Here is a 14,714-nt window from a genome sequence, read left to right as displayed (position 1 = left end):
GCCAATAGGTCCCATCAGCCCGACCAGCATTTGCGGCTGCTTACATTCAGGGAAGAAGTACCCGCCATGGCATCCCGCGCCCTAACCTCGATCGCGCTCAGCGCCGTCACCTTGCTCTCGGGTTGCTCCGCTTTTCGCAACTACGATAGCGAACTTGCGCAAACCAACCAGCATCTGGCCTCCGGCAATGTCGACGCCGCGCTGACCTTGCTGGAAAAGAACAACACTGGCGAAGACAAGGACCTGCTCTATTACTTCGAGAAAGGTGAACTGCTGCGTGCCAAGGGCGACTTGTCCGGCAGCCAGAACGCCTGGACCCGTGCCGATCAAGTGGTGGGCAAGTGGGAAGACTCGGTCAAGCTTGATACCGCCAAGTACCTCGCCCAGTTCGGCAGTTTCGTGGTGAACGACAAGGTTCGTCGCTACGAAGGCTACGACTACGAAAAAGTCATGTTGACCACGCAGATGGCCCTCAATCTGCTGGCGGTGAACGACTTCGACGGCGCGCGCCTGTCGATCAAAAAGACCCACGAACGGGAAGCCGTGATCGCCGACCTGCGCGACAAGGAATACCTCAAGAGCGAAGAGCAAGCCGAGAAAGAAGGCGTCAAAACCCAGTACAAGGATTTGCAGGGTTACCCGGTCGCCAGCCTCGACGCACCGGACGTGGTCAGCCTGAAAAACAGTTACCAGAGTGCGTTCAGCCACTACCTGGCCGGCTTCGTCTACGAAGCCCTGGGTGAAAAAGACCTGGCCGCACCGGGCTATCGCAAAGCCGCCGAACTGCGCCCGAACACCCCACTGCTGGAACAGGCGCTGGTGAATCTCGACAAGCCAAGTGGCAAGGGCGAAGAAAGCGACATCCTGATCGTCGTGCAAAGTGGTCTGGCGCCGTCGCGCGATTCCATCCGCATTCCATTGCCCTTGCCGATCAGCAACCAGTTGGTGATCACCCCGCTGTCGTTCCCGATCATCAAGCCGGATACCTCCACCGCCACGCTCACCCAGATTGGCGTGGACGGTCAGCAACTGAACCTGACCCAACTCAACAGCACCACCGCCATGTCCCGACGCGCCCTGCGTGACGACATGCCGGGCATCATCCTGCGCACCACCGTGCGTGCGGTGACCAAAGGCGTGGCGCAGAAGCAGATCAACGAAACCAACCCGCTGGCGGGCCTGGCAGTCGGTATCACTTCAGCCGTGCTCGAAGGTGCCGATACCCGTACGTGGCGCACCTTGCCGGACAACACCCAAGTGGTACGTCTGCGCATGAAGAAAGGTGAGCACCAAGTCACCCTGCCGAGCGCCGTGGGCGGTTCGGTGGTCAAGGTCACCGTCGATCAGCGTTACCAGGTCATCAGCCTGCGCGCCGTGGGCAATCAAGTGTTCGCCAGCGGCCTGGCCGCGCACGTGATCCCGAGCGCCAACCCGACCGCCGTGGCCAGCCTCAAACCTTAAGAACGGAGTCTTTGCATGCGCTTCAAACTCATCGCTGTCGTCGCCCTGGCCTTGTTGGCCGGGTGCGCCACCCCGCCACCGCCGGAGCCTGGCAGCGCCGCCAGCAAGGTCGTGGCCATGGGCAAGCTCAAGAACATCGTGGTCGGCGCCATGCGCGTAGCCCGGGAAAACGGTTTCATGACGGTCAATGTGCAGCTGAGCAACACCAGCTTCAACAACAAGACCTTCTACTACCGTTTTGCCTGGCTCGGCCCTGAAGGCTTCCCCGTTGCCGAAGAAGAAACCTGGAAAAGCCAGATGATGTACGGCGAGCAAACCAGTTTCATTCAGGCGATCGCGCCAACCGCCAAAGCCGTGGATTTTCGTCTGGAAATCAAAACGCCTTAAGCCCGACACCCTATTCGTTCAGTTCTAGAGAGCATTCCCATGTTTGCACGCTTTTCGTTCATCGCCGTTATCGCCCTTCTGGCCAGCGGATGCGCTAACACTTCGCCAACGCTTGGCAGCAAAAACATCAGCTACGGCGACACCAAGGCTGTGGAAACCGTGACCAACGAGTTCGGTTCCACCGACCTGCAGATGATCGCTGAGTCCATGACCCGCTCCCTGGCCCAGTCCGGCATTCTGCAAGGCCGGCCGGTGGTTCAGGTCTACGACGTGAAGAACAAGACCAGCGAGTACATCGACACGCGTGAAATCACCACCAGCATCAAGACTCAGCTGATGAAGACCGGCACAGCTCGTTTCGCCAGCGACAATACCGCCATGCAGAGCCAGGTTGACCAGCTCAAGCTGCAAAACCAGAGTGGTCTGTACAAGAAGAACACGGTGGCCAAGACCGGCAACATGATCGCCGCCAAATACCGTATCGAAGGTTCGATCAGCTCGATCGTCAAGCGCAGCAGCGACTACAAGGACGTCTTCTACAAATTCAGCCTGCAACTGATTGACGTTGAAAGCGGTCTGGCCGAGTGGATGGACGAGAAAGAAATCCGCAAGACCACGGAGCGTTAATCAATGCGCCCATGGATTGGCATGATGGCCCTGGCTTGCGCGTTCAGCGTGCAAGCGGCCCCGAAAGTCGCGGTGACGGACCTGGCGTACCAGGAGCGCGTGGAAGAGTACATCCACATTGTTTCGGCGCAGAGCAACCACAGCCAGAGTTACTACGGCGCCAGCGGGTCTTCGAGTTACAACGAAATCGAAGCCACCAGCAGCTACATCGAACAAGGTGAATTGCGCAAATTCACCGGCGACATCAAGGGCGAGATTCTTCGTACCGGCATGTTCCAGCTGGTCCAGGGCACGCCTTATACATCGGCGTCCAAGGGTGACGTCTATGACGTGATCAAGCGGATCAAGGCCGGCAACTTCAAAGGTGCCGACTACGTGTTGTTCGGCACCGTGTCGGACATCGACTTCAACAACGACATCAACGAGCTCGCCAACACCGACAGCTACTCGGCGGTGCTGGCGTTGACTCTGGTGGCGGATTTCAGCCTGATCAACACCAAGACCTTCGAAATCACCTCGGCCTTCACGGCGATGGGCGAAGGTCAGGACACCAAACTGATGAACCATCGGGACATCCGCGTCTCGCTGAACCGCCCGCGGGTGGTGCGTGATGTGTCCAAGTCCTTAGGGGAAGACGTGGCGGGACAACTGAGCCAACAGCTCGGTGGCGGCAGTAATGAGCAGCCAGGCCAGGCCCCGCTGCGCAACAACCTGCCAAGGGATACGGCGCCGGTCATTTTGCGCTGACCCAAGGCTTGCTCTGACCCTGCGGTGAACTGCTTTTGTGGTGAGGGGATTTATCCCCGTTGGACTGCGTAGCAGTCCCATCTCTGGGGCCGCTTCGCGACCCAACGGGGATAAATCCCCTCGCCACAAAAGCCCTCGCCACGAGGGCATCCGCATCACAAATGAAAAAGGCGACCTCGTGAGGTCGCCTTTTTTGTGCTGACGGTTTTACATCGCCGCTTTGCGAAGGGTCGCCATGAACGCCGCCGCACCAATGAACAGCCCGGCAAAAGTGCGATTCATGCGTTTTTGCTGCTTGGGCGTGCGCAACAGGCGCAACACCCTGGAGGCCAGCCCGGTGTAACCAGCCATGACGATCAGGTCGACGCAGATCATGGTCACACCGAGGATCAGGTACTGCGCCACCAGCGGTGCCTGCGGATCAATGAATTGCGGCAGTACCGCGAGCATGAACACCAACGCCTTGGGGTTGCTGACGTTCACCAGAAAACCCCGGAACACCAGTGCCATCGGCTTGCCGATTTGCCGGACTGCCGCGTCGTCGCTCATGTCATTGGGCAGCGCGCGCCATTGCTTGACCGCCAGGTAAACCAGATAGGCCACGCCAAACCATTTGATAGCGTAGAAAGCGCTGGCCGACGCCGCGAGGATTGCACCGACACCGGCGGCGACAATCGCAATCTGTAACGCCAGACCCAATTGCAGGCCCAGGGCGTTCCAATAACCGCGCCAGAAACCGTATCGCAGACCGCTGGACATCGACGCAATGGCGCCGGCACCGGGGGACAGGCTGATCACCCAGCAGGCGGCAAAAAACGCCAGCCATGTTTGAAGCACCATCGCACACCTCGACTCAGACTCGTGACAGACGTCTAAGCTAATGCGGCTTTGGACCGATGACTACCGATTTTTTTTGCAGGACCGTACAACTGCCGACCAGTGTCGGTCGGCAATTTCGGCTACTTTTCGAAACTGCTGGAAGGGAATACATCGTTGCCGCGCCAGCGTCGAACCGAGCGCTGGAAGAACAGGCTGTTGGGCACTTGCACCATCGCGCTGCCGGTGCCGAGTTCTTCGGCTTCGATCAGCGTGGTGTAGAGCAGGTTGATCGCCACTACCCGGCCTTTGACGCCAGGCTTGTCGGTGGTGTCCACCAACTCGACCACATCGCCGAGACGGAACGGGCCGACGGTGAAGATCAAGATCGCGCAGAGCAGATTGGAGAGCACGCTCCACATCGCGAAGAACGCCACCGCCGCTACCGCGACAAACCCGGACAACGCGGTCCAGAGCACCGTCGCTGACACCCCCAGGCGTTCCAGTACAAAGATCAGCGCACTGCCCATGATCAGCCAGCGCAGACCACCGCGCAGCGGCATCAGCAATTGCGGTGGAAACGGATACCGCTGACCCAAGCGAGTCAGGCACTTGGCGACGCAACGCTGGGCGACATATCCCGCCAACAGAATCAGCAGGACTTGCACAAAGAACCAGATCGGCTCAATCCACACGGCAGGCAATGGCAGCTTGAAGGCTTCCATCAGGACAGCGCCTCCAGCTCCGCCTGCATGCTTTCGAGCAATTCCAGTGCTTCCATCCAGGCTTCTTCCAGCTCGGCTTCACGTACCTTCAGCTTGGCCTGTTCGGCCAACAGATCACGCAATTCGTTTTTGCGCGCCGGTTCGTAAATGTCGCTGTCGCCGAGGCTGGTATCGATCTTCGCCAGTTTCTCGTGCAGCTTGCCCAGCTCGGCTTCGAGCTTGTCAGCCTCGCGTTTGTGCGGCGCCAGTTGCTGACGCAACGCAGCGGCGGCCTGGCGTTGGGCCTTCTTGTCGGTCTTGTCCGGATTGACCGGGGTATTGCTGACGGGCGCATTGCGCTGACGGTAGTCCACCAGCCAACGGGTGTAGTCTTCCAGGTCGCCGTCGAATTCCTCGACCTTGCCGTCCGCCACCAGGTAGAAATTGTCGGTAGTGCTTTTAAGCAAATGCCGATCGTGGGAGACCACCAGTACCGCGCCGCTGAATTCCTGAAGCGCCATGGTCAGCGCCAGGCGCATTTCCAGGTCCAGGTGGTTGGTCGGTTCGTCGAGCAGCAGCAAGTTCGGCCGGCCCCAGGCGATTAACGCCAGCGCCAGACGAGCCTTCTCGCCACCGGAGAAATTCAGCACCGGCTCATCGATCCGCGCGCCACGGAAGTCGAAACCACCGAGGAAGTCGCGCAGGGTCTGCTCGCGCTCGGTCGGCGCCAGGCGTTGCATATGCAGCAACGGGCTGGCCTTGGAGTCGAGCGAATCCAACTGATGCTGGGCGAAGTAACCGACGACGGTGTTCTCGCCACGGGTCAATCGACCGGACAACGGCTCGAGTTCACCGGCAAGGTTTTTGATCAGGGTCGATTTACCGGCGCCATTCGGGCCGAGCAAACCGATCCGTGCACCGGGGGTCAGTTGCAGCTTGACCTTTTCCAGCACGGCTTTGTCGCCATAACCCAGCCGAGCATCAGATAAGTCAATCAGCGGGCTGGAGATCTTCACCGATTCGCGGAAGACGAAATCGAACGGCGAATCGACGTGGGCAGCGGACAGTTCTTCCATCCGCTCCAGGGCCTTGATCCGGCTTTGGGCCTGACGGGCCTTTGTGGCCTGGGCCTTGAAGCGGGCAATGTAGCTTTCCATGTGCGCACGTTGCACCTGTTGCTTCTCGTAGGCCTGCTGTTGCTGGGCTAGACGTTCGGCACGAGCGCGTTCGAAGGCGCTATAACCACCGCGATACAGGGTGATCTTGCGCTGATCGACGTGAGCCACGTGATCGACCACGGCATCGAGGAAGTCCCGGTCGTGGGAAATCAGCATCAAGGTGCCGGGATAGCTTTTGAGCCATTCTTCGAGCCAGATGATGGCGTCGAGGTCCAAGTGGTTGGTCGGTTCGTCGAGTAGCAGAAGGTCCGAGGGGCACATCAAAGCCTGCGCCAAGTTCAGACGCATCCGCCAACCACCAGAGAAATCTCCTACCTGGCGATCCATTTGCTCGTTGGTGAACCCAAGCCCCGCCAGCAACTTGCGCGCTCGGGCGTCGGCCGTGTAACCGTCGGCGCTGTCGAGCTCGGAGTGCAGGCGGGCCTGAGCGGCACCGTCATGGGCCGCTTCGGCTGCGGCGAGGTCGCGTTGCACCTCGCGCAGGCGCAGGTCGCCATCGAGCACATAGTCGACCGCCACGCGATCGAGGGTGTCGATCTCCTGGCGCATGTGGGCGATGCGCCAGTCCGCCGGCAAGAAGCAATCACCCGAGTCCGGGTGCAGGTCACCCAGAAGCAAGGCGAACAGGCTCGATTTGCCGGCGCCGTTGGCACCGATGAGGCCGGCTTTGTGGCCGGCGTGCAGGGTCAGCTCGGCGTCTTCTAGCAGACGTTGCGGGCCACGCTGTAAAGTCAGGTTCTGAAGTCGAATCATAATGGCGGCGGAGTCTACCAGCTTCGCTCGCAACTGGCGCGAGTAGCACTATGTCCTCTGACCTGTGGAGCTTTTCCCTTTGCACTTACGCCCGTCCCGGCGTTGAACGCGCATGCCTGCGATTACAGTCGGCGGGCGTGAATGTGTGCTTGCTGCTCGGCGGATTGTGGCTGGGGCAGCGGGGAGTTGCCTGTAACGAGCAACGATTGCAGCAACTTCGTGATGTGGCCGTGCCCTGGGATGCCGATGTCGTGCAACCGCTACGAGCATTGCGCATGCAATGGAAAGCCGCCGCGACTGAAGATGCCGAGCTGACTAGGTTGCGCGAACAATTGAAGACATTGGAGCTCGATGCCGAACGACATCTGTTGTTGCGGCTGGAGCGATCGGCGCGGTGTTGGCCGCAAGATGAGGCGACCGATCTATCGGCCTGGCTGGAAGGTGTGACGGCAGGCGCCGCCCACCTGGACCGCGACGCGTTGCATCAGCTGCGCGTCGCGGTATCCGGCACTTAGGAAGCGCTGGTTGGGGTGGTTGCTGCGATCGATGCGGCGGCCGGCGTTGGCGCTGGCGTAGCTGTCGAGGTGGCTGCTGCTAAAGCAGACGTTGCTGCCGGAGCCGGGTTGGCTGGCTTGGCAACTGGCGCGGAGGCCGGCTTGGCCGCAACCGGTTTTTTCACTGCTGGTTTTGCAGCTGGCTTCGCCGCCGCTGGCTTGGCAGCGGGTTTGGCGGTGGCCGGTTTGGCAGCTGGTTTAGCGGCCGGCTTGGCCGCTGTTTTTACAGCGGGTTTGGCCGCGGTTCTCGCAGCAGGTTTTGCAGCGGTTTTAGCCGCGACAGATTTGGCGGCTGGCTTGGCAGCAGGTTTCGCCGCTGCAGTTTTGGCTGCTGGTCTTGCTGCCGTTTTTGCAGCTGGTTTAGCAGCTGGTTTAGCAGCGGCAGTTTTCGCCACGGCGGGTTTGGCAGCGGCCGTTCTTGCAGCACCAGATTTGGTTGCGGCAGGCTTGGCAGCCGTCGTTTTAGCAGCTGGTTTCGCAGCGCTGGCAGCGACTGCTTTTCTTGCTGCTGGTTTTGCTGCGGCTTTCACCGGTGCTTTTGCAGCAGCCGGTTTGGCAGCGGCTTTCTTGGCAGGGGCCGCAGCAGGCTTGGCCGAACGCAGGGACAACGCCTTGCCGACAGCCTCTTGTACACGACCGACGCCCTGGGCCAATTTCAGGCTTTCTTGAGCATCGCGCTTGAGTTGCAGAATGTAGCTGCGAGTTTCCGATTGACGATCCTTGAGGGTATCAAGCAGGTCCTCAAGCTCCTTCGCCGCGCCCTTGGCTTTGGTTTGTGCCTTGGCCTTGCCGGCCGCCGCAGCGTTCTGCAATTTGGTACGGGACTTGTGCAATTTTTCCTGCGCTTTTCCGCGCTGCTTTTCCAGTTTGGCGAGCAGTTTTTCAGCATCAGCCAAGGCTTGGGAACAAGCGTTTTCCAGATGCTCGAGCAAGCTGCCCGAGAGTTGTTGGAGTAAGTGCAACGGAGTATTTACTGGCTTCTTGGTGGCCGACATGGTTTACCTCCTGGCTGACGTGGGTGCGGCTCATACTAGACCTCTGCTGCTACCGCCGCTAGGGCATGTTGACAGTATCCAAAGCGCTGCGTTGCAACGGATTGAAATTCTTCTTCGCCTACGCAAAACCAGTTCACCGTTGAGCGCATTCACACTGGCATAATCCTGCGCATCTCAGTTCGGAGAGTGCCCATGTCGCGCTACCTTTTTTTATCACTGTTCGTGTTTTTTTCCGTCGCCCAGGCCGCCGAAAAAACCAAAGGGAATGACACTCACGATCTCTCTTACAGCCTGGGCGCGAGCCTCGGCGAACGCCTGCGCCAGGAGGTTCCCGATCTGCAACTTCAGGCGCTGATCGAAGGTTTGCAACAAGCCTATCAAGGCAAATCCCTGGCGTTGAAAGATGAGCAGATCGAACAGATTCTTGCCGAGCACGAAGCCCAGGTCGCCTTGCAACCAACCCTGCCGCAAAGCGAAATCGCGCTCCAAAAAGAGCGGGCGTTTCTCGACGGGGAAAAAGCCAAACCGGGCGTTCGTGAGATGGCAGACGGAATATTGCTAACGGAGTTGGCGCCGGGCGCTGGTGCCAAAGCTGGCCCCAACGGCAAAGTCCAGGTGCTGTATATCGGTCGCCTTCCCGACGGCACAGTGTTCGATCAGAACAGTCAGCCGCAGTGGTTCAGTCTCGACAGCGTGATCAGCGGATGGCGCAGCGCGTTGCAGCAAATGCCGGTCGGCGCGAAATGGCGCCTGGTGATTCCATCGGCCGAAGCCTATGGCGCCGAGGGTGCCGGCGACCTGATTGCGCCGTTTACACCGCTGGTATTCGAAGTCGAATTGCGCGGTGCCACAAGCTGAATACCGGAAACGAAAAACGGCGCGCATAGCGCACCGTTTTTGGAGGTCTTGCAGGAAGGGGTTCAGGCCTGAACCGAATCTTCTTCCTTGTGAGCGGTGTGCAGCACTTCGATCAGGCAGTCTTCCAGTTCGAAGCGTTCGTGCAACAGGCCACCCAGCTCTTTGAATTTCTCTGCCACGCATTGACCTGCATCACACAGATCGTTGAAGGCGAGCAGCTTCTCGGTGATGACGTCGATGCGAGGGTAGAGGGTCTCGGCCAACTCCAGTCCGCGAGTGTCACCAAACGCCTTGGCTTCGCCGGTCAACTGTTCGTAGATCTCGAAATGCCCGGCAGACACGTAATCGACTAGCACTCCGCAGAATTCCTGCAATGGCTTTCGGTTTTCGCCCAGCGCCTCAGGCTTGGCGCCGAGAGCATCATAGGCCCGAACCAGTTCGTGACGCTCCTGCAACCAGCGATCGATCAGCAGATGCACTCCACCCCAGCGTTCTTGAGCATTCTGACAACTTTCGAGCATGGTGATCTCTCTTCCCTTGTGGGTCATGCTGCCCTACACCCGTCGCACACTTGAAGGTCAAGTATCGGCCAGGCAGAGCGTCATTCGAGCAACATAATTCCAATGACACGTGCGGGCCAGATTATGCCCGCGCGACAATGGCTTCAAGGTACGCAGGAGATAAAGTTCATACAAGTGTTTAATCACCCGCCAGCGTCCGGTGTGACAACTCGCCGCTGAGCGGTCGCTGACAGGCTTTCCAGACAAGACGCAGTACCTGATAAATACCTAAACCCGTCATCGCCATGAAGAGCAGCAGACTCCACTCAGGAATGCTCAGATCGAACAGTGTCCAGAAAATCTCCGCGCACTCTACCTCCCCTTTAAACATCTGCGTGACCTGACAAAACCAAGGCATGTCCTCGTACTGGACGGCCAGATTGGGCGAGCACGTCAACAGCTGATGCGTTGGATCGCTCTGCAGCAATACCTGCCGCCACGCCATGACCGTACCCGCCAGACTGCAAAACAGACCGAGCATCCAATACAGAAAAGACCCGAAGCGGCCCGGCCCATGCACCGAAGCCATCAGGCAGGTACCCGTGAGTAACGCGAGGGAAAACCGCTGTAACAGGCACAACCCGCAAGGCTTGAGGCCGACTGCATATTCCAGGTAATAAGACACGCCCAGGGCCAGGGCACCTGCAATGAAAGCCATGAAAAACAAGGAGCGTGAGCAGGCCAAAGACATGGCATTTCCGTAACAGTAGAGACAGACGGTTACGGTAGAGGAAAGCACGCCAGCCTTTCAAGGCAGGCCAGCAGGGACACTTCAACAGAAGTGTAGGGAATTCCCGACAGGAACGAGAGGATTAGGTGTAGTCCTTTGTAGGACTCTGCCGATGACGGACTACAAAGGTAAAATCCCGGCAGATTGCAGCCGACTGGATCGCCCGTTCGAGCGACCCGTCATTCACTTATCAAGCGTTAACAGGAACTGGCAACGGTGCCGCCAGCAAGCGCTCGTCCAACAGGCCCAAGCCCTCCTGGAACAACTGATTGCTGCGCTCGGTGTCACCCAGCTGCGCCAACAGCCGCGCCAGTTCCGCGCAGGCTTCCGGATTGCGCTGCACGCGCAAGCTGCTTTCCAGATAGTCACGGGCCTTGCCCCAAAGACTGCTTTGCAGGCACAAGCGCCCCAGGGTCAGTAGCAGGCTCGGGTCGGCCGGATGGACTTTGAGCCAGCCCTCGGCGGTGTGCAGTTGACGTGCCGGATCACTGCCGCGAACGAGCCCATAGAGGCGTGCAAGATGACTGTCGTAGTTGCGCTTGAGCGCCGCTCGCAGGATCTCTTCGGCTTCGACCTGAGCACCCAGTTGCCGAAGTTGCTCGGCATAAGCGAGCACCAGTTGCGGCTCCTGACGCTGAGCGGAGGTCAACTGCTGCCAGGCGCGATTGAGCGACTGCAAGCCCACCGTCCCGTCTTCTTCCTGATGTGCCGCCAGGGACAGGTTCTCACCCCAGGCCCGGCGTTCCAGTTCGACCAGCTCGGCCGGTGGCAGGACCTTGTCCTTGCGTAGCTCCGGCAGCAGGCGAATCACGGCCGACCAGTCGCCCCGCTGTTGATGCAAGCGCTGTAACTGACGCAAGGTCTGGACGTTATGAGGATGACGCTCGTGCATGGCTTGCAGGGTCACCAGAGCGCCTTCGGTATCGCCGCGGTCGGTCTGTAATTGGGCGTGGCTGAGGGCAATCGCCAACTCCGCCTGAGGCTGTCGCTCAAGCGCGCGCTCCAGCAAGTTGTCGCTTTCCTCGTAATGACCTTGTTCGTTCGCGGCCCGGGCAGCGCCGAGGTAGTAAAGCAACGGCTGGCGCTCGGCTTCCGCGGCCCGGTGCAGATGACGCTGTGCACTGGCCCAGCGACCTTCGGCCAGATCCAGCTGACCGTGTTCAATCGCCACCTGCACCCGGCGACTACGGTTGCGTCGCGACCAGGGATTGACCACACCGCTGGAGGTCGTCACCAGTTCGATCAGCGCCTTGATGCCCCAGAACACCAGCCACAGCACGGCGACCAACGCCAGGGTTGCCCACAGGCTTGATTCGTAACGGAAGCTTTTGTAGGCGATCAGCACGTAACCGGAATGCTCGGCAATCGCCAGCCCCAGCGCGGCAGCCGCGGCGATCACCAGGAACACGATCACATAGAGGCGTTTCATGGCGTCGCCTCCTGCGCGGTGTCCGCGGCAGGTTTGGCCATCGGCTTGATCGAGTCCTCGGCGTTGACGTTACGCCGCTCCAGATACCCCTGAACCGCGCTCAGCGTGCCGGTCAGATCTGGCGTGACGACGGTGACCGGCTGCTTGCTCAACTCGCCAACCTGCTCAAGCATCACTTTGCTCTGAGGGTTGTCCGGATTGAAGTTGCCTTTGAGCACGTCCCGCGCCTCCGCCAGCGCCTGGGTGTAAACGGCTGCCTGGCCATTGAGCGCGGCCCATTGCGCCTGCTCCAGTACCAGGCTCAGGGCCAGGCGAACCTGGCTCAGGCTCTGCCCAGCCAGCAATGGACGCACATTCTTGTCGGCGTTGAAGTCAATGCGGATGTAGCGCGAGACCTGATCCCACCATTGCGCCCAGCGACTCGCGCCGTCGCCATCGGCGGTAAGACCCAACAGGGATTCACCGCGATCCTTGTACTCGGGTGCCAGCTCGGTGAGGCTGATCACCTGATCGCGCAGCGCCCCCAGTCGCAGGAACAGCCCGGTGCGATCCGGCTGCCCGGTGCTACGCAATGCCACCAGCGTTTTGGCCACTTGATCGCGAGCGGCGAAGGAACCCGGGTCGTTCTGTTCGCGCAAAATGTCATCGGCGCCCTGCACCAGGGCCTGGGCACTGCTGATGTCCTGCAACGCGGAAAGACGCAGGCTGGCCAGGCGCAGCAGGTGCTCGGCCTCGGCCAGACGCCAGTCCTTGCGGCTGGCACCGAGAACCGTTTCCAGACGTTGATTCAAGCGTTGCTGATCACTTTGAAGTTGAGTGACCAAACGACTGCGCGCGTCGAGCTCGTCGGCGGCAGGCATTTGTTCCAGGCGAGCAGTCAGGCGTTGTTCATTGAGCTTCAGGTCTTGCGCCTGATCGTTCAATGCCTGAACCTGACTCAACTGCTGTTGAGTATTGGCTTGCAGGTGACGCACCTGCCAGACTCCCCAACCGCCCACGGCGACACCGGCAGCGCCCAGCAACAGCGCGACAATTGCCAGCCCATTGCCTCGGCGCTGCATTGCCGCAGGTGGCCCGGTTTCAACCGGTGCTTCAACCGGTGCATCGAGCACTGGCTGGACGTCATCTTTAGGCAAGGCTGTTTCGCTCACGTATCCATCCTTTGCATTAGAGAACGGGTTCGGGATGCTCCCGTAACGCCGTCAGCAAAGCCGCGGCACTGGCGCCGCGACAATCCACAACTGTTTGGGCCCCGGCGGCACGTGCCAGCTCGGCGACCCTGATGCTTGGAACAAACAACGGCAACCGCGCCAGATTCGGCCAGGCATCGCCGGCCAATTGATGCAGGTGCTCAAAACCCTGTCCACTGCTGACCACCAGCCCGTTCAGGCGTTCCGCCCGGATCCGCTCAGGCAGGGCCGCTGACGGGTACTTCGGCAGGCCGCGACTGTACAACTCCAGATACTCGACACTAGCACCTAGCTCGCGCAAACGCTCAGCCAGCAACTCGCGTCCGCCCTCCCCGCGCATGATCAGCACGCGTGGACCGGGCCGTGCGATCGCCTCGCGCAACGAGGGCAATTCAAGCAAGGCTTCGCTGTCATCGCCATCCAACGGGAAGCTGATGTCCAACCCGCGATCCTCGAGGATCTGCGCGGTGGCTGCGCCCACGCTGAACCACTTCACACGAAATGGTTGCGGCTGATACCGGTCGAGCAGATCCACAGCAATTCTGGCGGCCGGCTTGCTGACTACAATCACCGCGCAATAGCAATCCAGACCCTGAATCACCTCGCGCATTGTGTCAGAGACAGGAATCGACTCGATCTCCAAAAGCGGCAAACTGCTGCTGAAAATCCCCTTTTCGGCCAGAAGACTGCTCAGCACCGCCGACTCATCCGCGGGACGCGTCAGCAGCAGGCGCCAGCCCGTCACTCGTGACCTGCCTCGCCGTAGACTGCTTTCAGAATGTCGTTGGCGCCTTGACTCAGCAGGTCTTCCGCCACTTGCACGCCCAGGGCTTCGGCGTCACTGCGTGGTGCACGAGCCTCGGCGCTGAGCAGCAGACCACCGTTCGGATCACCGACAAGACCACGCAACCAGACTTGCTCACCTTCAAGCACGGCGTAGCAGGCGATTGGCACTTGGCAGCCACCATTCAGATGTTTGTTGAGAGCACGTTCGGCGGTCACGCGGGTGGCGGTGTCCTGATGGTGCAGCGGCGCCAACAGCGCGTGAATTTCCCTGTCGACGCTACGGCATTCAATACCCACCGCGCCTTGGCCACCGGCCGGCAGACTGTCGTCGACGCTGATGGCCGAGCTAATCCGATCTTCAAAGCCAAGACGAATCAGGCCGGCAGCAGCGAGGATAATGGCGTCGTATTCGCCGGCATCGAGCTTGGCCAGGCGCGTGTTGACGTTACCGCGCAGGAAGCGGATCTCCAGGTCCGGACGCCGGGTCAACAACTGGGCCTGGCGGCGCAGACTGGAGGTGCCGACGATGCTGCCTTGCGGCAACTCATCCAGGCTGGCGTAGGTATTGGAGACGAACGCATCGCGCGGGTCTTCACGCTCGCAGATGCAGAACAGGCCGAGACCTTCAGGGAAGTCCATCGGCACGTCTTTCATGGAGTGCACAGCGATGTCGGCTTCGTTTTCCAGCAGCGCGGTTTCAAGTTCTTTGACGAACAGGCCCTTGCCGCCGATTTTCGACAGCGGCGAGTCGAGCAACTTGTCACCGCGACTGACCATGGGCACCAACGTCACGAGCAGACCCGGATGGGCCTCTTCCAGACGAGCTTTGACGTATTCGGCCTGCCACAGGGCGAGCGCACTTTTACGGGTGGCGATGCGGATTTCGCGAGAGGACATGGATCGATCCGTACTGAATAGATACGACGGATAATAACAGCT

16 protein-coding genes are annotated in these 14,714 nt (G+C 60.0%); 6 read left to right on the top strand and 10 right to left on the bottom strand.

Features of this window, described 5'->3' with window-relative positions:
- Positions 1–66 precede the first annotated feature (66 nt).
- From ACYZT0_RS26660 to ACYZT0_RS26645, 4 genes are read left to right on the top strand one after another with little or no spacing between them, the layout of a single operon-like run.
- Positions 67–1,461 carry a COG3014 family protein gene (locus tag ACYZT0_RS26660; protein ID WP_462043701.1) on the top strand — a complete coding sequence of 465 codons (1,395 nt, stop codon included), beginning with the start codon at positions 67–69 and terminating at the stop codon, positions 1,459–1,461.
- Positions 1,462–1,476: 15 nt separating this feature from the next.
- Entirely contained in the window at positions 1,477–1,848 is a 372-nt protein-coding gene (locus tag ACYZT0_RS26655; RefSeq protein ID WP_462043700.1) for a YcfL family protein, read from the top strand.
- 39 nt (positions 1,849–1,887) lie between these two features.
- Positions 1,888–2,475, top strand: coding sequence for a penicillin-binding protein activator LpoB (gene lpoB, locus ACYZT0_RS26650; protein WP_309676329.1), 588 nt, complete (start codon positions 1,888–1,890; stop codon positions 2,473–2,475).
- Positions 2,476–2,478: 3 nt separating this feature from the next.
- Positions 2,479–3,222 carry a penicillin-binding protein activator LpoB gene (locus ACYZT0_RS26645; RefSeq protein ID WP_462043699.1) on the top strand — a complete coding sequence of 248 codons (744 nt, stop codon included), beginning with the start codon at positions 2,479–2,481 and terminating at the stop codon, positions 3,220–3,222.
- 207 nt (positions 3,223–3,429) lie between these two features.
- Here the strand turns inward: ACYZT0_RS26645 and ACYZT0_RS26640 are convergent, their stop codons facing one another.
- The 3 genes from ACYZT0_RS26640 to ACYZT0_RS26630 form a co-directional block, all read right to left on the bottom strand.
- Positions 3,430–4,062 carry a LysE family transporter gene (locus ACYZT0_RS26640; RefSeq protein ID WP_462043698.1) on the bottom strand — a complete coding sequence of 211 codons (633 nt, stop codon included), beginning with the start codon at positions 4,060–4,062 and terminating at the stop codon, positions 3,430–3,432.
- A gap of 119 nt (positions 4,063–4,181) precedes the next feature.
- Positions 4,182–4,763, bottom strand: a complete 582-nt coding sequence (locus ACYZT0_RS26635; RefSeq protein ID WP_462043697.1) for a mechanosensitive ion channel domain-containing protein — start codon at positions 4,761–4,763, stop codon at positions 4,182–4,184.
- Positions 4,763–6,673: an ATP-binding cassette domain-containing protein gene (locus tag ACYZT0_RS26630; protein WP_282376153.1), complete on the bottom strand. Its 1,911-nt coding sequence runs from the start codon at positions 6,671–6,673 to the stop codon at positions 4,763–4,765. The genes ACYZT0_RS26635 and ACYZT0_RS26630 overlap by 1 nt, the downstream gene beginning before the upstream one ends.
- Positions 6,674–6,723: 50 nt before the next feature.
- Between ACYZT0_RS26630 and ACYZT0_RS26625 the strand changes: the two genes are divergently transcribed.
- The gene (locus ACYZT0_RS26625) at positions 6,724–7,188 is read left to right on the top strand and encodes a TIGR02444 family protein (protein WP_462043696.1); all 465 of its coding nucleotides are present in this window, start codon (positions 6,724–6,726) and stop codon (positions 7,186–7,188) included.
- Here ACYZT0_RS26625 and ACYZT0_RS26620 read toward each other — a convergent pair.
- Positions 7,185–8,222: an AlgP family protein gene (locus ACYZT0_RS26620; protein WP_462043695.1), complete on the bottom strand. Its 1,038-nt coding sequence runs from the start codon at positions 8,220–8,222 to the stop codon at positions 7,185–7,187. The two genes, ACYZT0_RS26625 and ACYZT0_RS26620, sit on opposite strands and share 4 nt — an antisense overlap.
- Before the next feature lie 192 nt (positions 8,223–8,414).
- Here ACYZT0_RS26620 and ACYZT0_RS26615 point away from each other — a divergent pair, with 192 nt between their 5' ends.
- Entirely contained in the window at positions 8,415–9,080 is a 666-nt protein-coding gene (locus ACYZT0_RS26615) for an FKBP-type peptidyl-prolyl cis-trans isomerase (protein WP_462043694.1), read from the top strand.
- 62 nt (positions 9,081–9,142) lie between these two features.
- Here the strand turns inward: ACYZT0_RS26615 and rsd are convergent, their stop codons facing one another.
- The 6 genes from rsd to hemC form a co-directional block, all read right to left on the bottom strand.
- Positions 9,143–9,601 carry a sigma D regulator gene (rsd, locus tag ACYZT0_RS26610; protein WP_162436706.1) on the bottom strand — a complete coding sequence of 153 codons (459 nt, stop codon included), beginning with the start codon at positions 9,599–9,601 and terminating at the stop codon, positions 9,143–9,145.
- A 178-nt stretch (positions 9,602–9,779) separates the two neighbouring features.
- On the bottom strand, positions 9,780–10,331 hold the full coding sequence (locus ACYZT0_RS26605) for a disulfide bond formation protein B (RefSeq protein WP_462043693.1): 552 nt from the start codon (positions 10,329–10,331) through the stop codon (positions 9,780–9,782).
- A gap of 229 nt (positions 10,332–10,560) precedes the next feature.
- Entirely contained in the window at positions 10,561–11,799 is a 1,239-nt protein-coding gene (locus ACYZT0_RS26600; RefSeq protein WP_462043692.1) for a heme biosynthesis HemY N-terminal domain-containing protein, read from the bottom strand.
- Entirely contained in the window at positions 11,796–12,950 is a 1,155-nt protein-coding gene (locus ACYZT0_RS26595; protein ID WP_462043691.1) for a uroporphyrinogen-III C-methyltransferase, read from the bottom strand. The genes ACYZT0_RS26600 and ACYZT0_RS26595 overlap by 4 nt, the downstream gene beginning before the upstream one ends.
- A gap of 16 nt (positions 12,951–12,966) precedes the next feature.
- On the bottom strand, positions 12,967–13,734 hold the full coding sequence (locus ACYZT0_RS26590; RefSeq protein WP_462043690.1) for a uroporphyrinogen-III synthase: 768 nt from the start codon (positions 13,732–13,734) through the stop codon (positions 12,967–12,969).
- Positions 13,731–14,672 carry a hydroxymethylbilane synthase gene (gene hemC / locus ACYZT0_RS26585; protein WP_462043689.1) on the bottom strand — a complete coding sequence of 314 codons (942 nt, stop codon included), beginning with the start codon at positions 14,670–14,672 and terminating at the stop codon, positions 13,731–13,733. The genes ACYZT0_RS26590 and hemC overlap by 4 nt, the downstream gene beginning before the upstream one ends.
- Positions 14,673–14,714 lie beyond the last annotated feature (42 nt).

The organism is Pseudomonas sp. ZS1P83, from assembly GCF_054897825.1.
Note: the sequence above shows the minus strand (reverse complement) of the source record. Positions and strands in the feature narration are given on the sequence as shown.